We start from the raw sequence: 22470 nt of genomic DNA on the forward strand, positions 1-22470 counted from the left end.
GGTGCGCGTCAGTCGCGTAACGGGCGCGCGGCGGTGGCCGTGTATGTTGAATGATTTCAGATGCTTGGGCTCGATTTGTGGCAGGGTACGTTTTCTGCAGAGGGGGCGGACCGAGCAGGTGTCCCGGCGTGCTGATCGCCGGGGGCGCGCGGCGCGTGGCCGACGTCTGGCCCGAGCGCGCGTGGAGCGTGAGGGTCCGAGGCGACCAGGAGAGGGAGTGGAGATGACGTTCCGATCGTTGCTTGTGGCTGCCGGTGTCCTGGGCAGCATCTCGGTAGCGTCCGCGCAGACGCCGCCCGCGCCGCCGACAGCTCCGCCGGTCGACCCCACGCCGCTCCAGCCGACCGAGCAACCGGCCGCCCCGGCGCCGGCGGCGCCGGGTGCTGCCGCTCCCGCTGCTGCGCCCGGTGCTCCCGCGGCTCCCGGCGCTCCTGCCGCTGCGCCGGGCGTGGCTGCTGCGCCCGCTGCTGCTCCGCCCGCGCAGCCGGAGCCTCCAGCAGCGCTGCCGCCCGCCCCTGTGTCACCGCGGCCCGACGCAGCGGCCTCCCCGACGGTGCAGTGGACTCAGGCCACTGCGGCCGACACCGTCCAGGAGGAGGACGAAGAGACGACCCTGCCCTGGCGAGGGACGACGTTCACCTGGAACCAGGGCGGTAGCACGACCCTGTTCGGTGTTGGTGGGGAGTATATCCCCGCCATCCAGGTCTACGGCTGGGATTTCACGTTCCGGCCCAACTTCTATGTGCTCGACCTGCCCAAGGACAAGGTGTCGGTGGCCGCCGAGATCGGCTGGGTCACCGAGCTCACGAACAGCGACACCACGACGGATTACCGTGAGCCGCAGTTCAAGGACACCGGGCTCAGCGCTCGGTACAGCCGCGAGCTCTGGCAGAGCGGTGGCGCGAACGAAGGCGAGTACAAGACGGACGGGGCCATGCGGCTGCGGGTGCTCCTGCCGACCTCGCCGAACAGCTGGAACTCCGGCAAGTACTTCCTCCTGTCGGTTGGCCCGCAGATCACCCAGAAGATCAAGCTGCTCGGTTCGAAGGCCGACGGGCTGAACAACGTGACGGCGACGCTCGGCGTGACCTACGCCCATCTGTTCGCGGACTCGTACACGCCGGTGAAAGCTGGCCTCCGGCGGCCCCGGATGGCCGTAAGCGGTGACCCGATGTTCGACGACCAGCTGAGCGGGGTGTCTCAGACCACGGATAGCCTGACCACGAGCCTCGAGGTCGACCTGCCGCTCTACAAGGACCTCTCCCTGGCGACGAGCTTCAGGCTCATCGGCCAGTTCAAGCACGAGTTCGAAGGGGGATGCGCCAACATCGGGACCGGCTGCGCCCCGTACGAGGGCTCCCAGGGGCCCACCTACGCCGTCCAGACGGCCTTCGATGTCAGCGTGAGCTACCCGGTCTACGAGGTCGTCGGCCTCACGCTCGGGTACAACAACAGCAACATGCAGCTCGGCCTCGACGGCCAGCGCAGGAATTTCTTCTACAGTCCTGACGCTCAGTTCTATCTCGACATCACCGCCAACCTCGACGTCATCTACTCGAAGGTGACCGGCCGCGGGGAGAAGCCCGAGAAGGCGGGCGCGGCCAGCGCTTCGCGCCGACAGGCGCTCTGACGCGCGCGAGCCGTCGCGGCCCACCGGCGGCTCGTCAGCGGCTCGTCAGCGTCCAGTTACGCGCGCCCGCGGCTCTCGCCGGTGGTCAGCCCGCCCGCGATGAGGTGCGCGGCGCGCAGGGGTTCGGGGAGGTGGCCGTTCACCGAGAGCCGCGCGATGAGCGCGCTCGCGTCGTCCAGCGAGATCCCGGCGCGCTGCACGTACACGCCCGCGACAGGCTCCATCGGGCCGGCGCGCTGGATGAGCGCCCACTTGCGGCGCCCTCCCCGGACGCGCGAGAGCAGCGCGCCGCGGATCGCGTCGAGGTCGGGGAGGCGCCGCGCCACGACCACGACCGGCAGGGCGAGGGCTTCGTGCAGCGCCGCGAGATCGACGACGTTGAAGCCCGCCACCGCGATGCCCTGGAGCATGACCACCTGCGCCTGGGCGTAGAAGCGGGAGCCGCGGATCATCGCGGCGATCGCGGGCGTGGCGTTCCGCCCGTCGCGCCTCACGCGGGTGGAGAGGACGCCCTCGAGGCGCAGCCCCGAAAAGACGGTCCCGACGACCTGCACGTCGCCGCGGTGGTCGCGGGCGAACGGCGCGTCGTCGACGCCGATGACATGCGAGAAGCGTGGAGCGCGGGCCGGCACACGCGGAGCTTACCGTGCTGCCGTCTTTGCCGGGCCAGGCGGTCGTGCTGTACTGCTAGGATGCGACCTTCCAGGCACCTCTCGCTGAGCCTCTCGCTGGCCCTCGGCCTCGCCTCGTCGCTGGCCTTCGCGCAGGGCGCCACCGCCCAGCCGGCCCCGAAGGCCCCCGCGGCGCCGGAGAAGGCCGCGGCCCCGCAGAAGCCGGCGGTCAACAAGCCGCGCGGCGGCAGCGCCGGCGCGCCGCAGGCCGGGCGGCAGCGCCCCGGGCGCGCGCGCAAGCCCAAGAAGGACGCGCAGGCGAGCCTCGCCGGGCGACCGGTCGCCACCTTCCCCGGCTTCCGCATGCTCCCGACCGGCGGCTCGCGCGTGTTCGTGCAGATCCACGGCGGCAAGGTCGACGTCGCCGAGTCGAAGGCCGCCGGACGCGTCGTCTACCGGCTGAAGGGCGCGGGGGCGATCCAGACGAACCGCTTCCCGCTCGTGACGTCGTTCTTCGCGACCCCGGTGACCCAGGTGCAGCTCGTCGGCCAGGGCAACGATCTCGACATGGTGATCGACCTGCGCACCCAGGCCGACGCGACGTACCGCGTGCTCGAGACCGATCAAGGGATGGTGCTCCAGGTCGACTTCCCCCCGTCCGTCCCCGAGCAGCGCTCCGCGGCGCCGGCCGAGGGAGCGCGCAAGCGCTCCGAGCGCCGCACGATCTCGCAGGACCCCGGGAGCGACGAGGAGAGCTCGGATCTCTAGGGCTCCGGCTGGCCGCGGCGGGGGCCCGGGCCGCGGCCGAGCTCACCGCTTCAGGGCAACTAGAGGGCGACCGCCTCCCGCCGGGCCTTCTCCCCGGGCGGGCCCGCGTCCGCCGCCGAGGCCGACTCGCTCATCGCCGCCGCGGCGAACGTGACGAGGACCATCCACAGGAGATCGGCGAGCAGGAGGTGGACGAGCTGCATCCACACCGGCGCGAGCAAGAAGAGGTTGAGGAGCCCCGCGCCGATCTGCAGCAGCACGAGCGCTCCGGTCGCCGCCGAGAGCCGCGCGACCTCGGGCGAGGGGCGCCGGGCAGCGACGGCGCCGCGGGCGAAGAGGAGGTAGACGCTCACGGCCGCCGCCACGGTCGGGTGCAGCACGCGCAGCTGCAGCAGGAAGTGCGCCGCGGGCGAGAAATCCTGCGCCAGGCCCTCGCGGAGCGACGCCGCGGCGAAGAGCGTGTCCCCGAGCGCGGCGATGGCTCCGGTCACGCCCACCGCCAGGACCCCCGCGAGCCCGGCGCCGAGCAGCGCGCCCGTCACCCCCTGGCCGCGCAAGCGCACGCGCCGGCCCCCGCGCGCCCAGTAGAGGGTGCAGGTCATGGCGCCCACCAGCAGGAACGTGTTGATGAGGTGCACGGCCATCCAGAGCGCGCGGGCCGCCGACGCGTCGTGGGCGACGTACTCGAGCAGGACGATGCCGGCGCCGACCGCCGCCTCGGTGATCATGAACAGCATCGACGCGGCCGCGCCGCCGCGCACGGGGTGCCCCGACGGATACGCGACGAGGGCCCAGACGAGCTGCAGCGCGACGAGCAGGAACGCGACGCCCGAGGTGGCGCGGTGCGTGAACTCGATGAAGGTCGCCGCGCTCGGAGAGCGCGGGATGACGTCGCCGTTGCACGTCGGCCAGTGGCTGCCGCAGCCGGCCCCCGAGCCGGTCGCGCGCACGAACGCGCCCCACAGGATCACGCCGAGCGTGAAGGCCAGCGCGAGCGCCGCGAGCTTCCAGAACCGCGCCTGAGTCATGCCGGGTCCTTACCGCGAAACCAGCGCGACGGCAGCCCGCGCGAGATCGGCGATGCAGGGGCGACTTGCCCGGGCAACTCCCGCGATTGCCTTCGTGATTGCGCGCGACCGCGCGCGACCTTCGGCGAGGCGGCGTCCGCCGCAGCGCGATCTCGTTGCGCCCGGCCCCGGCTGAAGGGAGGATGTGCCGGTGCCGAACAGCGACGACCTCCGAAGCGCTCCGCTCTCCGCGCCGATCGAGCTCCCGAGCGGTCGACCGGCCAGGATCGTCGTCGCGGACGACGACCGCCTCGCGCGCCAGATGCTGGCGAGCATCCTCCAGAAGGCCGGCTTCCAGGTCGAGGCGGTCGACGACGGTCAGGAGGCGATCGAGCTGATCGGGCGGGGAGGGGTCGATCTCGTGCTCCTCGACATCGTGATGCCCCGGCTCACCGGCCTCGAGGCGTGCAGGCTGCTCAAGAGCATGACCTCCGAGTCGTTCCTCCCCGTCGTGCTGGTCACCGTGAAGAGCGACACGGCGAACCGGGTCGAGGGGCTCAAGATCGGCGCCGACGACTACGTCTGCAAGCCGTTCGAGGAGGAGGAGCTCCTCGCGCGGGTCGGCGCGATGCTCCGGATCAAGCGGCTGCACGACCAGGTCGCGGCGCAGCGCGCCTACCTGGAGCAGCTCTCCATCCACGACGAGATGACGGGGCTCTACAACTACCGTTACCTCTTCACGCGGCTCAACGAGGAGTTCAAGCGCGCGGAGCGCTACCACGAGCCGTTCGCCTGCGTGCTCGTCGACATCGATCGGCTGAAGGTGATGAACGAGACCGGGGGGCGCACGCTCGGCGACGCCGTGATCCGGCGCGTGGCCGATGGGATCCGCCGCTCGGTCCGGGAGGTCGACGTGGTCGCGCGCTACGGCGGCGAGGAGTTCCTCATCGTCCTGCCGAGCACCCACTTCGCCGGGTCGCTGACGGTGGCCGAGCGGATCTGGCGCGAGGCCGCCGGCAACCCGGTCGAGTTCGGCGGAGAGGCGAGGCCGTGCAGCGTATCGATCGGCGTCGCGCTCTACCCCTCGCGCGACGTCCGCTCCAAGGACGGGCTGATCCGCGCCGCCGAGAGCGCGCTCAACCAGGCGAAGCGCGAGGGCGGCAACCGGATCTGCGTCTTCCAGCAGCACGGCCAGATCTACACGCCCGCGGCGAGCGGCGAGCCGCAGTCCTCGCCGCCGCCGGGGAAGCTCCGCCGCTCCAGCGATCCCGCCTTCGCCGCGACGCACGCGGCGCATGCGGCCGCGGACGAGCCGAGGGAGCCGCAGACGCGCCGGGGCACCGACCTCCCGCCCTTCGCCTCACGCAAGCCGCTGTAGTCGCGCCTCGCCGCTCCGCCTCGTGAACGCCGCAGATCGCGCCCGTATCCTCCTCGTCGACGACGAGCCGGCCCTGCGCCGCGGCCTGGCGCGCGCGCTCGTGCGCGACTTCGACGTCCTCACCGCGGAGGACGGCCCCGCGGCGCTCGGGCTGCTCGCGACGACCCGCGTCGAGGCGGTGCTGCTCGACCTCGCCATGCCGCGCATGAGCGGCGCCGAGGTGCTCGATCGGATCAGGGCGACGTACCCCGACGTCGAGGTCGTGGTGATGGCCGGCCACGCCGACCTCGACGCCGCGATCGCGGCCGTGCGCGCCGGCGCGTACGGGTTCGTGACGAAGCCCGTCGACGCGGAGGCCGCGGTCTCGATCGCGATCGAGCGCGCGATCGAGCGCCGGCGGCTCGAGGGCCGCGCGCGGGCCCTCGAGGAGCGGGTCGACGAGCACGAGCAGCTCGGCGAGGTGATCACGAGCTCGGCCGCGATGCAGGACGCCTACAGGAAGGCCCTCGGCGTGGCGGCCGTCGGGGCGCCCCTCCTGCTGATCGGCGAGCGCGGGACGGGCAAGGAGCTCGTCGCGCGCGCCGTCCACCGGCGCGGCCCGCGCGCCGCGCGGCCGTTCGTCGCCGTCGACTGCAGCGCGCTGCCAGGGTCGCGGGCCGAGGACGAGCTCTTCGGCGAAGGCGGCGACGCCTCGCCGGACGGGCGCGCCCGCGGGGGCCTGATCGAGGCGGCGGACAAGGGCACGCTCTTCCTCGACGAGGTCTCGGCGCTGCCGCCCGCTGCCCAGGCCAGGCTGCTCCGGGTCCTCACGCACGGCGAGATCGCGAGGGCGGGAGGCGAGCCGCGCCGCGTCGACGTGCGCGTGATCGCGTCGGCGTGCGAAGGCCTCCGCGAGCTCACCTCTACCGGCCAGCTCCGGGAGGATCTCGCGTACCGGCTCGGCGTCATCGTCGTCGAGCTGCCGCCGCTCCGGCGGCGCAAGGAGGACGTCGCGCTGCTCGCGAGCCATTTCCTGAACCGGTGCGCGCGCAAGCACGGGCGCGACGTCAAGCGGATCGGCCCCGAGGCGGCGCGCCTGCTCCGCGAGCACGCGTGGCCGGGCAACGCGCGCGAGCTCGAGAGCGCCATCGAGCACGCCGTGATCTCCGCGCGCGGCGAGGCGATCTTGCCCGCGGATCTGCCGCCCTCGGTGTCGGGGCGCTCCGGGTCGCCGCTTCGCCCTCCGAGGGACGCGCTCGTCTTGCCGGCCGAGCTCTGCGATCTCCCCTACGCGGAGGCCAAGGAGCGGGCCGTCGATGCGTTCGATCAGATCTACGTCGGGCGCCTGCTGGAGCGCACGGGCAACAACCTCAGCGAGGCGGCGCGGCAGGCGGGGATGGATCGCTCGAACTTCCGGAGGCTGAAGAAAAAGGTCGCGTCACGCGGAGACGAGCCGGCGCAGGGGGAGAGCGACGGGGCGGGGCCGAGCAAGGGCGGCGCGGGCTGACGCGCGGACACGTCGCCGGTCGCACGTCGCGCGCGCACGTCGCAGAAGCGCGCGGCTGGCTCGTGCTACGTTGCGCCGAAAATGGCCCGACGCGCTGCACGAGCTGCCCTTGCTGCCGCCGCCGTTTCCCTCGCGGTCCGGCTCGCGCCGCTCCCTGCTGCCGCCGCCGACACCGTCGGGGCGCCCGGGCGGCGAGCGGCGGCGGTCCACGATCTCCCCGGCGTGCTCGCGCTCGCCGACCGCAATCACCCGAACGTCGCAGCCGCGCGCGCGAAGCTCGATCAGGTCCGCGCGCAGCTCGACGAGGCCCGGTACGCCCCGTTCTCGCAGTTCAAGCTGACGGGCGGCGTCGCGCTCGCGCCGACCGTCCGCGGGAACAACGTCTTCAGCCCGAACACCGACGTCTCGCTCACCTCGAGCCTCGGGGTCGGCTGGCGCGTGAACATCGACGGCGTCGTCCCGCTCTGGACGTTCGGGAAGATCACGAACCTCTGGGACGCCGCCGAGGCGAACGTCCGGGTGAACCAGGCGAGCGTCGAGAAGGAGCGGGACGCGGTGCGGCTCGACGTCCGCAAGGCCTACTTCGGCCTCCAGCTCGCGCGCGACTCGCGGAGCCTGCTCGTCGACGTGAGGGCCGAGATGGACAAGGCCCTCCGGCGCCTCGAGGAGCAGGTCGAGCGCGAGGAGGGCGATCCCATCGAGCTGCTCAAGCTGCAGACCTTCGGGGCCGAGCTCGAGGCGCGCGGGGCCGAGGTCGACAAATACATCTCGGTCGCGCTGGCGGGGCTGCGCTTCTACACGGGCGTCGCGGATCTCGACATCCCCGACGTCCCGATCCGCCCGCCGAAGCACCGGCTCGGCCACGTCACCCGTTACCTGACCGCGGCGCGCCTGTACCGGCCGGAGCTCGCGCAGGCGCGCGCCGGCTTCGACGCGAGGTCCGCGCAGGTGCGGCTCGCGCGCGCGCAGCTGTTCCCCGACATCGGCATCGCCCTGCAGGTCGGGGTGAGCGCCGCCCCGGAGGTCGCGGATCAGCTGAACCCGTTCACCAGCGACCCCGGCAACTTCTTCCACTACAGCGCGGCGCTCGCGCTGCAGTGGAAGCTCGACCTCTTGCCTCAATCGGCGCGCATCCGCGCCGCCGAGGCGCAGCTCGAGGAGATGGCGTCGACGCAGCGCTTCGCCATGGGCGGGGTCGCGACCGAGGTCGAGACCGCCTATGCCGAGGTCGTGGAGGCCCAGAAGCGGCTCGACGCGTACACCAAGGCGGCCAAGTACGGGAAGCGCTGGCTCGTGATGGTGCAGCAAGGAATCGACGTCGGGACGATGGCGGACAAGGATCTCATCGATCCAGCCAAGGCATATGCCACGAACCGATTTAACCAGCTGAACGCGACGATGGATCTCGACATGGCGATGTCGCGGCTGGCGAAGGCGACCGGCTGGGACGCCATCGCGCCGGACGGCACCTGAGCGAGGGGGCGGCCGCGCTGAGGCACGCGCTGCGTCGCTCGGGCGCCGCTCGGGCGCCGCTCGGCTCAACGTCACCCCGGCTTGAACGCGACCGTCCTTGGCAGTACGGTGCGCGACAGCATGGGAGCCAACGTCAACGTCGAGCGGGCGCCGCACAAGGTGGCTTTGGCAGCGAACGGTGATGCGGCGCGGCGCGCGGCGAGCGGCGCATCCGCGGGCGCCAGCATCGCGTTTTACGTCCTGCTCGCGGCGTCGGCCCTCGCCATCATCGGCACTCTCCACTTCGTGGCGTACGTCGTGCCGACCGAGGCCTCGATGGGGATCGTGCAGAAGATCTTCTACTTCCACGCCCCCGCCGGGTACGCGATGTACATCGGCGCGACCATCTGCTTCATCGGCTCCGCCGGTTACCTCGCGCGCGGCACCCAGCGCTGGGATTCGCTGGCGAAGGCCGGCGCCGAGGTCGCCGTGGCGATGGGGCTGATCGTCCTCGTCACCGGTCCGCTGTGGGCCGCCAAGGCGTGGGGCGTGTACTGGACGTGGGATCCGCGCCTCACGACGTCGCTGCTCAGCGTGCTTATCTACATCGCTTACGTCGTGCTCCGCGCCTTCACCGGCGACAGCGACGCCGAGCGCAAGTTCGCGGCGGCCCTGGGCGTCCTCGGCGCGGCCAACCTGCCGATCATCCATTATTCGGTGAAGATGTGGGGCGGTAACCACCCCACGGTCATCACGGGCAAAGGCGGCGGCCTCGGGCACCCTGACATGAAGATGGCGCTCGGCTTCGGCTTCCTCTCGTTCACCCTTCTCACCCTCGCGCTCGTGTGGGCGCGTTACCGCGTCGATCTCGCGTCCGCGCGGCTCGCGGAGCTCGAGCAAGAGGCCCTCGAAGCCGGCATCGGAGAGGACTGACAACATGCAATCCAATCATTCCTTGTTCTCCCATGCGGCGTTGCAGCAGCCGACGAGCACCACGACGGACGACCGAGCGCAGGCGTTCCGCCCCGTCCAGGGGGGGAACGACATGCAGAGCGGAGAGAAGCTGCTGGTCGAGGCGTACGCCGCGATCTGGCTCATCCTCTTCGCGCTGGTCTTCGTCTCGTGGCGCCGGCAGAAGCAGATCGACCGGCGCATCGACGCGCTCGAGGCCGCCGTGCAGAAGGCGCGGGCTGGAGCGGACCAGGGGGCGAGCTGATGCCGAACCTGGGGGAGATGACCCCGCAGCACGCGCTCTACATCCCCGTTGTGCTGATGCTTGGGCTGATCGTCGGCTACATTCTGGGCAGCCGCGCCGTGCGCGCCGAGCTCGAGCGACGCAGGCGCAGAATGAAGGAGTGACGGGGGCGCAGGCCTTCGTCCCGCGTAGCTGGCGGGCCCGGTGAGCGCCGTCCCCGCCCCACTAGCCGGAGGTCACAAGGTGGTCGATTTCTCTGTGAGCGAAGAGCACAAGGCTCTCATCGATACGGCGCGTCGCTTCACGAAGGAGCGCATCCTCCCGATCGCGGCCGAGTGCGATCAGAAGTCGTACTTCCCGATGGATGTCTTCGTGGAGGGCTGGAACATCGGCCTCGTCAACCCGACCTGCCCGGCCGAGTACGGCGGCCCGGGGATGGGCGAGCTCGAGAACGCCCTCCTCGCCGAGGAGCTCTCGTACGGGTGCACCGGGATCCAGACGAGCTTCCTCGCGAACGGCCTCGCGCTCACCCCCATCAAGCTCGCCGGCAACGAGGATCAGAAGAAGAAGTACCTCGGCATGCTCACCGCCGAGCCGATCATGGCGAGCTACTGCACGAGCGAGCCGGACGCGGGCAGCGACGTCGCGGGCCTCAAGACGCGCTTCACGAAGCACGGGGATGACTACGTGCTGAACGGGCAGAAGTGCTGGATCACGAACGCGAGCTACGCGCGCTACTACGTGATTTTCGCGACGTCGAACCCGGAGCTGCGGCACAAGGGGATCGCGGCGTTCATCGTCGACCGCGACACGCCCGGCGTCCGCGTCGGCAAGAAGGAGGACAAGCTCGGCCAGCGGGCGAGCGACACCGCCCAGGTGTTCCTCGATGATGTGAAGGTGCCGAAGGCGAACCTGCTCGCGCCCGAGGGGCAGGGCTTCAAGCTCGCCATGGAGACCTTCAACCAGACCCGCCCCGACATCGGCGCGGCCGCGACGGGCCTGATGCGGCGCTGCGTCGACGAGTGCGTGGCCTACGCCAAGGAGCGCAAGACCTTCGGCCAGCCGATCGGCAACCACCAGCTCATCCAGTGGATGCTCGCGGAGATGGCGATCCGCGTCGAGGGGACGCGCCTGCTCTACCAGAAGGCCGCGTGGAACCTCGATCACGGGGTGCGCGACCCGATCGTCTCGAGCTTCGCGAAGGCCTACGGCGCTGACAGCGCCATGCAGACCGCCGTGGACGCCGTGCAGGTGTTCGGCGGCAACGGCTACGTGAAGGAGTACCCCGTCGAGAAGATGATGCGCGACGCGAAGGTCCTCCAGATCTACGAAGGCACGAGCCAGATCCAGCGCCTCGTCATCGCGCGCCAGCTCCTCGCGTAGCGCGCCGCGAGGGCGACCCGCGTCAGGTCTGCGGGTGCCAGACCAGCGTGAGCTCGGGGCCGAGCGTGAGCGCGAGGCCCTCGGCGGGCACCATCACGCGGCGGACCTTCTGGCCTGCGAACCTCGTCCCGTTCGTCGAGCAGAGATCGAGGGCCATGATCTCCGCGCCGTCCCGCAGGAGCAGCAGGTGGGTCCGCGAGATGTGCGTGCTCAGGACGGCGCGCAGGCCGCGGTCCAGGCAGTTGTCGGCGCGCCCGAGCAGCACGCCGTCGTCGAGCGCCTGCTGGGGCAGCTCGACCGCGGCGCTGCGCTCGCTCGATTGCAGCGTGAGCCGCACGTACCCGCTCTTCGCGCGCGGCGCCACCATCTCCTCGATGTGCGAGACGGGGCGCACCGACGTGATGTGCGAGATCTCTCCGCGGGCGAAGCGGTGGCTGGTCGTGATGCCCTCGGTTGCCGGGGGCGGCGCGGCGCCCTCGCTGACGGCCTTGCTCGCGACGCTCTCGAGGCCGCGCGGCGGCTCGCTCATCCCGCACGAGCTCACCTCGAGCACCCTCGACGAGGCGCGCGGCCCGACCGGGAGCCCGCCGACCACGTGCTTGCCGATGCGCACGAGCAGCGGGCCGCTGACGACGATCGACCGCCGCGGCACGTCGTCGTCCACGAAGAAGGGGATCGAGGTCTGCAGATCCATGAGCCGGAGCCCGAAGCCGCCGTCGGGGAGGTTGCAGCAGGTGGCGACCAGGTGGCGCACGCAGACGTCGTCGCCCGACGCGAACTTCATGTCGCAGCGCGGGTGCGAGCCGAAGACGGCATATGCGCCGCTGTTCGCGGGCAGGTCCAGCCACGCGACGTCACCGCCTGACACCCGGAACAGCCGGTACCCCTCGGTCATCGGCGACTCGGGAGGGTTCAGCGCCATCACCGCCTCGGCGGTGGACAGCGCGCGCCGCATCGTGGCGACGTCGATCCGCGGTTCTACCGTCATCGCGCGCTCCACGAGCGGCGCGATGTCGCGCGCCCCGCAGTCCGCGTCGGACCGCCGAGCTCGAGCGTGAACGGCGGAGTCGCTGCGCAGGCCTCCGGCAGAGCCGCGGCAGGAGCGAGCGTGGTGGATGTCAGGCAGCGGCGAGGCCTCATGCGGTCGAGCCGAATCCTACCGGAATTTTTCGTCTGGGGCTCTTTCGCTGCGCGCCCCGAATCTGCTGTGGCCGGCGGGGCTCAGGTCGAGACGACGGCTGTCCGGTTCAGCTCACGCCGACGCTGACCTCCGCAACGAGCTCGCCGCCCCAGCGCCAGAAGGCCACCGAGCGGCTGAACAGGACGATGACCTCCAGCCCGAGCCCTCCGCCGAATTCGAGCCGAAAGCGCCCGACGTCCACCTCGATGAGTTGCATGCTCCCCGAAGACGCGAGAGTCGGGCCAACCGTGGATCCGTGCGCGTTGCACGCTGGTGTGTCCGCCGGAGGCACGGCCTCGCCTCGGCCGGTGCGCAGGGCGCGCCGGCCCGCGTCAGCGGGGCCAGGGCGAGGCCCCGCTGCGCGCCGCCGCGAGGGGGGCAGCGGGGCGGCGACGTGGCGCGCGCTCGCGGCAGGGACAGGGGGAGGGCCGGCCGACGCAGGCGAGCGGGCGTGGAGCCGTCGCGCGGTCGTCGACAGACGCGCCATTTTGACGCCGCCCGCACGGTGTCTATCCTGGTCGCGGTGTCCCGGATCCTCCCACGCTTCGACTATCGCATCGAGTTCGCCGCATCGACCGATGTCGGCCTCGTCCGCCCGAGCAATGAGGACCGGATCCTCTGTTGCCCCGAGCTCGCCCTCTTCGGCATCGCCGACGGGATGGGCGGCCACGCCGCGGGCGAGGTCGCGGCTCAGATCGCCGTCGACACGGTGCGCGGCGAGGTGCTCCGTCCGCCCGCCGCCGCCATCCTCGACGCGTACGTGGCCGACCCGAACATCGAGGCGCGGCGCGAGGTGTTCGCGCTGCTCCGGCGCGTGGCCGAGGCCGCGCACGCGGCCATCCTGGAGGCGCGCCGCATGGAGCCGAGCTACCAGGGGATGGGCACGACGCTCGATTTCGTCGTGCTCGCGCACAGCCGGGCGTTCTTCGCCCACGCGGGCGACAGCCGCGCGTACCTGGTTCGCCCGACGACCACCGTCCAGCTCACCCAGGACCACGCTCTCTACGATACGCTCCGCGCGGCCGGCAACCCGACCCCGGCCAGGAAGCCGCAACGGAACCCGCTCGTGAACGCGATCGGGCTCGCGGGCACCGTCGCGGTCGACACCGTGTTCGTCGATCTCTCGCGCGGCGACCGCATCCTCCTCTGCACCGACGGGGTGCACAACGCGATCGACAGCGAGGCGTCGCTCTCCCGCTTCTGCTCGAAGGGCGGGCCCCAGGAGGTCGCCGCGGGCCTCCTCGGCCACGCGCGCGAGCGGGGGGGCCACGACAACGCGAGCGTGATCGTCATCGACATCAAGGAGCGCTTCGTGAAGCGCGCGGACGACGCCGGCCCGTCCTCGCGCGATCTGTCGGTGCTCTCCGCGTGCCCGCTCCTCGCCGGCATGAGCCCCGCGGCGGTGCTCGGGGCGCTCGCGGCCGGCGTCGAGGTGGAGCTCGGCGCGGGGGATCGGATCCCGCGCGACGTCGCCAGCGATCTGGTCGCTTACCTGGTGCTCGACGGGGCCGTGAATCTTCCGGACGGGCGGCGCGTCGGGTCCTCCGGCCTGCTCTTCCCCGAGTCGCTCGTGGGCGCGCGGCGCAAGGGCGAGCTGCCGGTCGCCGCCGCGCGGACGCGGCTCATCCGGATCCGCAAGGACGATTTCGCCGAGGTCTGCGAGCACGACGCGGAGCTCGCGGCCGCCCTGTACCAGCGGCTCGCGCGGTACCTCGCGCTCGGAACCGGATGAGCGCGGCCGAGATGCAGCTCTCCCTGCTCCACCTGGACGATCGCGTCGCGGCCTTCGCGAAGCCGTCCGGGCTGCTCGTGCACCGCGGCTGGGGCGACGCGCCGGTCGTGTTCGTCGACCTCGCCGAGCGCGCGCTGGGCCGGAAGGTCTACCCGGTCCACCGCCTCGACCGCGCGACGAGCGGCGTGCTGCTCGTCGCGCTCGACGCCGCCGCTGCGGCGCTGCTCTGCGCGCAGTTCGAGCAGGGCCTCGCGCGGAAGCGCTACCTGGCGCTCGTGCGCGGCGTCCCCCCCGAGCGCGGGTGCATCGATCACCCGATCCCGAGGCGCGAGGGGGGCCCGCGCGTGCCGGCCGTCACCGACTTCGAGCGCCTCCACGCGCTCGAGCGCTACGCCGTCGTCGAGGCGCGCCCGCGCACGGGCCGCCTGCACCAGGTGCGGAGGCACCTCAAGCACATCAGCCACCCGATCATCGGCGACGTGAACTACGGCAAGGGCGAGCACAACCGCCTGTTCCGCGAGCGGTATGCGCTGCACCGCCTCGCGCTCCACGCGGCCGAGCTCGCCGTCGCCCACCCCGAGACGGGCGCGCCGCTGCGCCTCGCCGCGCCGCTGCCCGACGACCTGCGGGGCCCGTTCGATCAGCTGGGCGTGCCGGCGTGGATAGGCGCCGTCGGCGACGCGGCCGCTAGCCCGCCCCTGGAGAGCGGCGCTTCGGGGTGACGCCGTGGCCGGCGCGGATCTCCTCGAGGGAGAGCGCCGGGCCTCGCTGGACGAAGCCGCCGTCGAACGGGTTCTCGGCGAGGAACAGGGGCGTGTCGAGATCGACGAACGAGAACCCGCCGAGGCCGGCGGCGAAGCACGCCGACGCCGTCATCGCGAGCACCGACTCGACCATGCCGCCGATCATGAGCCCGAGCCCCGCGGCGCGGGCGACCGCCGCGATGTCGAGCGCCTCGGCGATGCCGCCCTTCATCAGCTTGATGTTCACCACGGTCGCCGTGCGCTCCGCCGCGACGCGGAGCACGTCCTCCGCGGAGGCGGCGCTCTCGTCGGCGGCCACGTCGACGCCGGCGCGCCGCGTGACCTCTTTCATGCCGTCCCAGTCGTCGCGCGGCACCGGCTGCTCCAGCAGCGCGACGTCCGCGCCGAGCCGGCGCGCGTGCGCGACGAGCGCGAGCGCCTCGCCCGCGGTGAGCCCGCCGTTGCCGTCGAGGATCAGCGACGCCGCGGGCGCGGCCCCGTGGATCGCCTCGATGCGCGCCGGGTCCGACGCGGCGAGGCGGCCCCCGACCTTCACCTTGAGCGCGCGGAAGCCCATGGCCGAGGCGCGCCGCGCGGCCTCCTCCGCGCGCTCCGGCGAGCCGGTGGTGATGGTGATGTCGGTCGTGAGCGCCGTCCCGGACCCGCCGAAGAAGGCCCAGAGCGGCATGCCCGCGCGCTTCGTGAGCGCGTCGAGGATCGCGGTCTCGATCGCGCAGCGCGCCGCGCCCGCGCCGCCCGCGGACGCCTCGCGGAGCGCGCGCGCGACGGCGCGCCACGCGCGCGCGTCCGAGCCCACCGCGGCCTCGCGCAAGGAGAGGGCGGCGGCGCGCGACCCGTCCTGCGTCTCGCCGTTGAACGCGGGCAGCGGCGCCGCCTCGCCGAAGCCGAGCGTCCCGTCGGCGAGCTCCACGGTGACGAGGAGGTTCGCCGCGCGCTCCTGCGCGCCGCCGGCGATGCCGAAAGGCTCGTGCAGCGGGATGTCGAGCGCCTCGACGGAGACGCGCCGGATCAGGGTGGGGGTCATCAAGACGAGCGTCGCCTCCTCGGGAGCGTCAAGGGGAGCGGGCCGCGGCCGGGCCGAGCAGCGCCTCGACCTCCCGGGAGATCTTGTCCTCCTCGCCGTCCTCGTAGCCCGCGTGGATATGGCGCACGACGCCGTCCCGATCGACGACGAACGCGGTCGGCATCCTCCGCGGCCTGTACGCCTTCTCCGCGCGCTGGTCCTTGTCCCAGAGGATCTTGAACCTGACCCCCGCCTCGTCCGCGAACCCCGCGATCTGTTCCGTCGAGACGTCCTCGGGTGCGTCGAGGGAGACGGCGAGCACGGCGAGATTGCCGCCGAAGCGGTCGACGAGCTCCTGGTACTTGGGGAACGATCTTCTGCAGGGGCGGCAGTAGGTCGCCCAGAAATCGACGATCACCACCTTGCCGCGCGCGTCCTTGAGCGTGGCGGGCCCCTCGCCGCTCACGACCTCCGCCGCGAGCTCGGGCGCCGCCGAGCCGATCAGGCCGCCGCCCGCCTCGGGCGCCGGCGGAGCGATGGGCGCGGCGCCGCCGCAGCCGCCTGCGAGCGAGAGCGCGAGCGAGGCGCAGAGGGCCGCGAGGACACGGGCGAACGACGGCGATGAACTGGGCCTCATGACGAGTTCTCCCTCCCCGATCAGGGCTCGCGATCGACGATGGAAGCGAGCATCTCTCCCTCGGCGCAGAGCGTCCCGTCGACGCTCGCCTCGCCGCGCAGCTTCCAGACGTTCGAGCGGTGGTGCAGCACCTCGGCGTAGAGATCGAGCCGGTCGCCGGGCGTCACGGTGTGGCGGAACTTCGCCTTGTCGATGCCAAGGAAGAACATGAGGTTCGACGTGGCGTCGAACGGATCCGACGCATAGGCGAGGATGCCGCCGAGCTGCGTGAGCGACTCCAGGATCAGCACCCCGGGCATGATCGGCCGCTGGGGGAAGTGCCCCTGAAACCAGGGCTCGTTGTAGGCGACGCACTTGTAGCCGCGGATGCACTTGTTGGCGGTGATCTCCGTCACCCGGTCGACCATCACGAGGGGGTAACGGTGCGGCAGGATCGACAGGATCTGATGGATGTCGAGCGTGACGGGCGCTTGGGTTCGGTCAGGCAAGGCCGGCTCCTTTCCGCGGTGTGGAGCGCGCGGGCGGCGCGCTACTTCGCGTCGTCCTTCTTCTCTGCCTTGTCGCCGCCCGCGTCGTCCTCGCCGCCGCCGGTGTTGTAGAGCTGGATGACCTGCTCCGTCAGATCGAGATCGGCGCGGACGTACGGGGCCGCTTGCTTGTCGAAGATGATCTCGTAGCCCGACTTCTTCGCGATCCTGCCGACGATGAGCATCATCTTCTTGAGGATGGGCCCGGTGAGCTCGCCCTGCTTCTTCTGGAGCTCCTTATTGTAGTCGACGAACACGGTCTGGAGCTCGACCATCTGGCGCTGCCAGTCCTCCATCCGCTTCTGGAGCGACTCGCGCGAGAGCACGCGCGACTGCTTCTCGATGTCCTCGCGCGCCCGCTGGAGCTCGGTCTGCTTCGCGTCGAGCTCCTGCTGCCGCCGGTCGAAGAGCTTCTTCAGCGTGGCCTGCGCTCGGATGCCGTCCTCCGTCTGCATGACGGCGTGCTGCACGTCGACGACGGCGATCCGGGTCTCGGCGGCGGCGACGCTCGGCACGGCGAGGGCGAGCGACACGGCGGCGGCGCGGGCGATCCGAGCGAAGAGCGGCGCGGGCCGATGGACGGGAGAGCGGGAGACCATTGAAGGCGATTACCCGCCGCGTGACGGACGGTCAAGGTGTGCGGGGGATCAGAGGCACTTGCCCGAGATGCAGCTCTCGCCGTCGGGGCAAGGCTCGTCGAGCGAGCACTCCGGCGCGACCTCCTCCCGCGTCTTGCAGAACCCGTCCTCGCAGCCGACGAAGCGGCTGTCGATGAGCTGGCAGGCCCGGGTGTTCTCGCACGGGTAGTGGCAGTAGCCGTCCTCCATGCACTCCTGGCCCTGCGCCGCGCAGGCCTTGGCGCCGCAGCCGGGCTGAGGCGAGGGGTCGTCCATGCACGCGCCGGTGGCCGCGTTGCACACCTCGCCGGGCGCGCAGTCCGCGTGCGTCGCGCAGCCGGTGGTGCAGGCGCCGTCGACGCAGACCGCGCCGCCCTCGCACGGGGCCTCGTCGCCGCACTCGGGGTTCGCGGGGTCGGGGACGCAGACCCCGCGGTCACAGCGCGTGCCGGGCTCCGCGCAGGGCGCGGCGTTGGAGCAGCCATCGGCGCACTCGCCGTTCACGCACACCCTGCCGTCGCCGCACTCGTAGCTGAACTCGCACGCCGCGATGCAGAGCCCGTCGACGCACCGCGTGCCGTCCTCGCACGCGCCGTCGCCGTCGCAGGGACACGTGGTCAGCTCCGCGTCGCACTCGGGCTCCGCGCCCCCCGCGCCGCCCTGGCCCGCGCCGCCCTGGCCCGCGCCGCCCTGGCCCGGGTCTGCTGGACCCGCGCCGCCCTGCCCCCCACTGCTGGCGGCGTCGATGTCCGGCTCCACGGGGCGACACCCGTAACCGTCGCAGAGGAAACAGTTCTCGCCATCGGGGTCGCACTGGAGCGACGCATCGCCACAGCCGCCGCAGCCCGTCGAGGTCGCGGCGATCATCAGGAACAGCGCGCCTCGGCCCAGGATCTTCGCAAGGGGGGAATGAAGAAGCATCGAAGTCCTCCAGCGGCGGCCGGCACAGGCGCGGCCTTCCCGCACGACTACCATGACGCGCGCTAACACGCAGCGTGCCACGGGGCGGCAGGAGCGGAGCGCCGGGAAGCCCGACGAGGCGCTCATTTTGTGAACCCGCTTGTGAACCTGCGTTCACCTGCGCTCGTCGCGCGAGGTTCACTGATCCGTGGGGGGCGCGCGGTGTGAGGGGGGACGGCCGGCGCTCGGAGCCCGGGAGCGATGGGGAAGGCCGCAGCAGGCGCTTCCGGTCGGGGCGAAGGCGCGGGGGCGCTCTCTGCGAGCAGCCCGGCCGGTCACCCCGTGAGGATCAGGAGCGGTACCCCGCGTTCACGTCGACGTAGCCGTGTCCGAGATCGCTCGTGAGGTACGCGAAGTCGCCGGGGCCGCCGCCGAGCACGAGCTCGATGACATAGGTGTCGCGCGCGAGCACCTCGTTCGCCTTGAGCTCGGCTTCCGCCCCGATCGGCGCGCCGTTCCGCACGATCGGGATCCCGCCGACGAGGATCTGGGCCTCGCGCGGGTCGAAGGGGACGCCTGCGCGGCCCGCGGCGGCGAGCAGCCGCCCCCAGTTCGCGTCCTTGCCGAACAGCGCGGTCTTCACGAGCATCGACGTGGCCACCGTACGCGCGACGGCGCGCGCATCGTCGCGCGTCGCGAGCCCGCGGACGCGGATCTCGGCGACGTGCGTGCTGCCCTCGCCGTCGGCCACCATCGAGCGCGCGAGCTCGCCGCACACCTCGGTCAGGCCCGCCGAGAGCTCGTCGCGCGAGACGCGGCGCTGCGACGCGCCGGAGGACAAGAGGAGCACCGTGTCGTTGGTGCTGGTGTCCCCGTCGACGCTGCACGCGTTGAACGTCACGTCGCACGAGGCCGCCAGCGCGTCGCTCGCCTCGCCGGCGTCGAGCACGGCGTCGGTGAACAGGAAGACGAGCATCGTCGCGTGGGGCGGGCCCACGTCGGGGTGGATCATCCCGGCGCCCTTGCCGATGCCGAGCAGCGTCGCGCCGGCGCCGAGCTTGCGCTGCGCGAGCTTCGGCCAGCGGTCGGTCGTGCAGATCGCCTGGGCGAAATCGAGGTAGCCCTTCGGCGACAGGCGGGCCGACAGCTCGGGGACACGCTCGATGATCCGGTGCGCGGGCAGGACGGCGCCGATCACGCCGGTCGAGGCGGGGAGCACCTCGTCCTCCGAGGCGCCGATGGACTCGGCGACGGCGCGCGTCGTATCGAGCGTCGCCTTCCAGCCTGCCTCGCCCGTGCACGCGTTCGCGCACCCGCTGTTGGCGACGACGGCGCGAGCGCGCCCCGACCGGACGCGCTGCATCGCGATGTCCACGGGCGCCGCGCGCACCACGTTCCGCGTGAACATGCCGGCCACGATCGCCGGCTGATCGGCCACCGCGAGCGCGACGTCGATGCGCCCGTCTTTCCGGATCCCGGCGCTGATGGCGCCGAAGCGAAACCCTGCAACTGGCTCGAAGCTCATGAGGGCGCGGAGTCTACGCACGAACGCGCGCCGGGAGAAAGCGACAAGCGGAAGGCGCGCGCCCCGGCGGAAGAGACGCCGGGAGGCGGCCGAGCTGAGCGCGGCATTTGCAATGCTCTGCCCCGATGATCTCGGTCCGGATTGTCGACATCAAGGGCCTGTATCTGCCGGGCTTTCCCGACAGCACGGCGCCGCCGGGGACGACGCGGGCGGCTGGATACAAGCCCGGTTACAAGAGCCTCGATAACCGGGGACGCGTCTACATCAACCGAGATCTCGATGGGCAGTGGGCAAAGAATACGCAGCTCGTCGAGATCACCGTCGAGGTGACGAGCTCCGAGGGCGAGCTGCCAGAAGGAGCCCGGATTCGCTGGAGCGCGCGCGATCCAGACGATCCCTCGAATGAGCGGCCGGAGGTGCACCCGGACTGGGCTGGCACCCTCGACGAGAACGATTACGACGCCGAGGGGGACTATGTGGCGCCGGCCGAAGACGACAACGAGGGAACGCAGGACAGGGCACCTGGCTGGGAAGAGGTGGAGGGCTACGCGCTGTCCGACGCGGCGGAGACCAGCGCGAGCACGGCGATCGTGGGGGGGCGGAGCGCGATCCGGCGCCACATGACCGATATCGCCGGAGACAACCTGATCGTGAGCGCCGAGATCGAGGCCGATGGCATCGCCGAGGCGGCAGGCGACGAGACCGGGATCATGACGCTCTGGCGCCGGATCGACGTCGAGTACATCCGGATGGAGAGCGCGCCCCCGGTGCCCGTGGAGCAGGCGCCGGAGCACTTCGAGCTGGTCTTCACCCAGCTCGACTTCACCGAGGCGCGCGTGATTCAGGACCTGCAGCACATGGCGCTCGACGCCGGCACGCTCGGCGAGATGGCCTCGCGCTTCGTGAGCGAGCACTTCGAGCACGCCGGGGAGCCTGGCTGGTTCTGCCTGATCGCCGCGCTCGAGCCGCACGCCGTGCCCGAGGTCCGGGGCGAGCCGCTGTTCTCCGGCAGCGTCACGATCCTGGACGGCGGCGAGGGCGAGCGGCGCGGCGAGTACGTGGAGATCCCTGGCGCCCACCCGGAAGCGAGCTACGTCACGTTCCGCTGGGACGGCTGGCAGATGAGCTTCTCGGTCGCGAGCGCGGCAGTCCTCGACGACCCGCCGCGGACCCGCCTCTGGCTCGCGCCGCACGACATCCAGAGCCAGTTCACCGCGGGCGACGGCTCCCTGGCGCACGCGTACGAGCGGCGCCTCTTCTTCTTCCCTCGGGCCCGGCGCAGGGACGGGGCGTGGGAGCCCCCGGGCTACGGCATCCCGGCGCGCGTCGACGCCGACGTGCGGGGCCCAGGGGCCACCTACACCGCCGGCATGAGCCCCACGATCGACATCGGGCCGGCGAGGTACTTCGCCGGCAGGACCATCCTGTTCACCCATCACAGGGCGTGGTGGGACCCCGAGGGGGCGCAGCCCCGGCGCGGCTACGAGCGAGCCACGCTCCACACCATCGTCCACGAGCTCACGCACGCGTTCGGGATGCCGCACAAGTGTGGCTACTTCGATTACCGGCAGCCGCGCCGGACGACGTGCTGCATGAACTATCGGTCCCACTGGATGGTGGACGCCGACCAGCAGCTCATCCCTGGAACCGACGGGCGGGTCGGCAACGACCTGTGCGGGCGCCACGTGAAGGAGACCCGGCGCGTGCGCCTCGAGAACAACAGGGGACTTCGATGGAGATGAGGGGCTGTCATGTCCGATGAACACGCGCGGAGCGCCGGGGACCCGGTCGGCCCGCCCGGGCTGGTGCTCCGTTCACTCGACCACGATCGCCGCTATGTGCTCGGCTTTCCCCTGCACGTGGCCATCACGCTGTGCGCCGACCGCCCTCGGGCCTGCATCCTGCGGCTCCCGCGCCCGAGCTGGGCGGGCAACGCCGGCGCGATCGGCGTCCGCCTCGCGCGGGCGGGCACTGGCGAGGAGGTCGTGAGCACCGAGCCCGCGCCGGTCGTGCTCCCCGAGCACGGCACGCCGGTGTTCCGCCTGTGCCCGGGCGAGTGCAGGCGCATGCTCATCGACGTCTCGTCGTACCTCCCGGCGGGGCTCGATCCCGGGCAGTACACGCTGGTGATCGTCTACGTCGGGCCGCCGGACCGCGCGGAGAGCGCGCCGGCGCCGATCGAGCTCGCGGCGCCGAGCCCCGAGGAGCAGCGCGAGCTCGGGCGCCTCGCGCCCGAGGCCGCCCGCGCCGGCTCCTGGGGCCGCTGGACGAGCCTCCCTCCGGACAGCGGCGCGGCGGTCACGAGCCGCGTGGAGCCGGGCGACCCGCTCCGCTTCGACCACATCCTGCGTTATCTGATGTACGGGCCGCAGCCGCTCGGCGACGTGGACCCGGCCCTCCTCGACGTGCTCCGCGGCGTCTACGAGCCGGAGGCCCACGCGCTCCGCGCCGAGATCTACGCCGCGCGGGGAGACGCGGCGCGCTTCGCGGAGGCGGCGGCGTTCATCCGGGCCACCTATCCGGGGCTCGCCTGGTGGATCGAGCGGATCGAGGCGGGGCAGAGCGAGATCGGCTTCGTCCGGGCATGCCGGGCGAACCCGTGCGGCGGGTGAGCGGCGGCTCCGGTCCACGCCCGCTCACGCCCTCGCCGCCGCGCCGGCTCCACACGCAGATCA

General features: G+C 72.1%; 23 protein-coding genes. 13 read left to right on the forward strand and 10 right to left on the reverse strand.

Features of this window, described 5'->3' with window-relative positions; translation table 11 throughout:
* The first annotated feature begins 223 nt into the window (after positions 1–223).
* Entirely contained in the window at positions 224–1630 is a 1407-nt protein-coding gene (locus WMF46_RS15425; protein WP_437986307.1) for a hypothetical protein, read from the forward strand.
* A 56-nt stretch (positions 1631–1686) separates the two neighbouring features.
* On the opposite strand, the gene WMF46_RS15430 is transcribed toward WMF46_RS15425, so the two are convergent.
* Positions 1687–2262, reverse strand: a complete 576-nt coding sequence (locus tag WMF46_RS15430; protein WP_437986308.1) for a DUF99 family protein — start codon at positions 2260–2262, stop codon at positions 1687–1689.
* Between the two features lie 60 nt (positions 2263–2322).
* On the opposite strand from WMF46_RS15430, the gene WMF46_RS15435 reads away from it, so the two are divergent.
* On the forward strand, positions 2323–3009 hold the full coding sequence (locus WMF46_RS15435; RefSeq protein WP_437986309.1) for a hypothetical protein: 687 nt from the start codon (positions 2323–2325) through the stop codon (positions 3007–3009).
* Positions 3010–3068: 59 nt separating this feature from the next.
* On the opposite strand, the gene WMF46_RS15440 is transcribed toward WMF46_RS15435, so the two are convergent.
* A complete protein-coding gene (locus tag WMF46_RS15440; RefSeq protein ID WP_437986310.1) occupies positions 3069–4037 on the reverse strand; it encodes a COX15/CtaA family protein in 969 nt (322 codons plus the stop codon).
* Positions 4038–4227: 190 nt separating this feature from the next.
* Between WMF46_RS15440 and WMF46_RS15445 the strand changes: the two genes are divergently transcribed.
* From WMF46_RS15445 to WMF46_RS15475, 7 genes are all read left to right on the forward strand, one after another.
* Positions 4228–5394 (forward strand): diguanylate cyclase, encoded by a 1167-nt coding sequence (locus WMF46_RS15445; protein WP_437986311.1) that lies wholly within the window; start codon positions 4228–4230, stop codon positions 5392–5394.
* A gap of 22 nt (positions 5395–5416) precedes the next feature.
* Positions 5417–6880, forward strand: coding sequence for a sigma-54-dependent transcriptional regulator (locus tag WMF46_RS15450; RefSeq protein WP_437986312.1), 1464 nt, complete (start codon positions 5417–5419; stop codon positions 6878–6880).
* Between the two features lie 222 nt (positions 6881–7102).
* Positions 7103–8353: a TolC family protein gene (locus WMF46_RS15455; RefSeq protein WP_437986313.1), complete on the forward strand. Its 1251-nt coding sequence runs from the start codon at positions 7103–7105 to the stop codon at positions 8351–8353.
* Between the two features lie 120 nt (positions 8354–8473).
* Positions 8474–9265: a cytochrome c biogenesis protein gene (locus WMF46_RS15460; protein WP_437717834.1), complete on the forward strand. Its 792-nt coding sequence runs from the start codon at positions 8474–8476 to the stop codon at positions 9263–9265.
* Between the two features lie 4 nt (positions 9266–9269).
* Positions 9270–9548: a CcmD family protein gene (locus tag WMF46_RS15465; RefSeq protein ID WP_437986314.1), complete on the forward strand. Its 279-nt coding sequence runs from the start codon at positions 9270–9272 to the stop codon at positions 9546–9548.
* On the forward strand, positions 9548–9691 hold the full coding sequence (locus tag WMF46_RS15470; protein ID WP_012235483.1) for a hypothetical protein: 144 nt from the start codon (positions 9548–9550) through the stop codon (positions 9689–9691). Before WMF46_RS15465 ends, WMF46_RS15470 begins: the two co-directional genes overlap by 1 nt.
* Positions 9692–9770: 79 nt before the next feature.
* On the forward strand, positions 9771–10910 hold the full coding sequence (locus tag WMF46_RS15475) for an acyl-CoA dehydrogenase family protein (RefSeq protein WP_437552715.1): 1140 nt from the start codon (positions 9771–9773) through the stop codon (positions 10908–10910).
* Positions 10911–10932: 22 nt separating this feature from the next.
* On the opposite strand, the gene WMF46_RS15480 is transcribed toward WMF46_RS15475, so the two are convergent.
* Both WMF46_RS15480 and WMF46_RS15485 read right to left on the reverse strand, forming a co-directional pair.
* A complete protein-coding gene (locus WMF46_RS15480; protein ID WP_437552716.1) occupies positions 10933–11898 on the reverse strand; it encodes an FHA domain-containing protein in 966 nt (321 codons plus the stop codon).
* A gap of 259 nt (positions 11899–12157) precedes the next feature.
* The gene (locus WMF46_RS15485; protein WP_157906681.1) at positions 12158–12307 is read right to left on the reverse strand and encodes a hypothetical protein; all 150 of its coding nucleotides are present in this window, start codon (positions 12305–12307) and stop codon (positions 12158–12160) included.
* Between the two features lie 306 nt (positions 12308–12613).
* Between WMF46_RS15485 and WMF46_RS15490 the strand changes: the two genes are divergently transcribed.
* Together WMF46_RS15490 and WMF46_RS15495 are read left to right on the forward strand one after the other, a co-directional pair.
* The gene (locus WMF46_RS15490; protein WP_437986315.1) at positions 12614–13822 is read left to right on the forward strand and encodes a protein phosphatase 2C domain-containing protein; all 1209 of its coding nucleotides are present in this window, start codon (positions 12614–12616) and stop codon (positions 13820–13822) included.
* Positions 13819–14544 carry a pseudouridine synthase gene (locus WMF46_RS15495; RefSeq protein WP_437986316.1) on the forward strand — a complete coding sequence of 242 codons (726 nt, stop codon included), beginning with the start codon at positions 13819–13821 and terminating at the stop codon, positions 14542–14544. The genes WMF46_RS15490 and WMF46_RS15495 overlap by 4 nt, the downstream gene beginning before the upstream one ends.
* On the opposite strand, the gene WMF46_RS15500 is transcribed toward WMF46_RS15495, so the two are convergent.
* From WMF46_RS15500 to argJ, 6 genes are all read right to left on the reverse strand, one after another.
* Complete coding sequence (locus WMF46_RS15500; RefSeq protein WP_437986317.1) at positions 14510–15610, reverse strand: dipeptide epimerase; 1101 nt, start codon at positions 15608–15610, stop codon at positions 14510–14512. The two genes, WMF46_RS15495 and WMF46_RS15500, sit on opposite strands and share 35 nt — an antisense overlap.
* 28 nt (positions 15611–15638) lie before the next feature.
* Positions 15639–16226, reverse strand: coding sequence for a TlpA family protein disulfide reductase (locus WMF46_RS15505; protein WP_437986318.1), 588 nt, complete (start codon positions 16224–16226; stop codon positions 15639–15641).
* A gap of 20 nt (positions 16227–16246) precedes the next feature.
* Positions 16247–16714, reverse strand: coding sequence for a 3-hydroxyacyl-ACP dehydratase FabZ (gene fabZ / locus WMF46_RS15510; protein WP_272098066.1), 468 nt, complete (start codon positions 16712–16714; stop codon positions 16247–16249).
* Positions 16715–16755: 41 nt separating this feature from the next.
* Positions 16756–17352, reverse strand: a complete 597-nt coding sequence (locus WMF46_RS15515; protein ID WP_437986319.1) for an OmpH family outer membrane protein — start codon at positions 17350–17352, stop codon at positions 16756–16758.
* Positions 17353–17400: 48 nt separating this feature from the next.
* On the reverse strand, positions 17401–18291 hold the full coding sequence (locus WMF46_RS15520; protein ID WP_437986320.1) for a hypothetical protein: 891 nt from the start codon (positions 18289–18291) through the stop codon (positions 17401–17403).
* Positions 18292–18619: 328 nt separating this feature from the next.
* Positions 18620–19795 (reverse strand): bifunctional glutamate N-acetyltransferase/amino-acid acetyltransferase ArgJ, encoded by a 1176-nt coding sequence (argJ, locus tag WMF46_RS15525; RefSeq protein ID WP_437986321.1) that lies wholly within the window; start codon positions 19793–19795, stop codon positions 18620–18622.
* Between the two features lie 125 nt (positions 19796–19920).
* On the opposite strand from argJ, the gene WMF46_RS15530 reads away from it, so the two are divergent.
* Together WMF46_RS15530 and WMF46_RS15535 are read left to right on the forward strand one after the other, a co-directional pair.
* A complete protein-coding gene (locus WMF46_RS15530; RefSeq protein ID WP_437986322.1) occupies positions 19921–21537 on the forward strand; it encodes a hypothetical protein in 1617 nt (538 codons plus the stop codon).
* 9 nt (positions 21538–21546) lie between these two features.
* On the forward strand, positions 21547–22407 hold the full coding sequence (locus WMF46_RS15535) for a hypothetical protein (RefSeq protein ID WP_437986323.1): 861 nt from the start codon (positions 21547–21549) through the stop codon (positions 22405–22407).
* Positions 22408–22470: the final 63 nt, after the last annotated feature.

It is taken from the genome of Sorangium sp. So ce117 (assembly GCF_051524395.1).
Classification (GTDB): Bacteria; Myxococcota_A; Polyangia; order Polyangiales; family Polyangiaceae; genus Sorangium; species Sorangium cellulosum_B.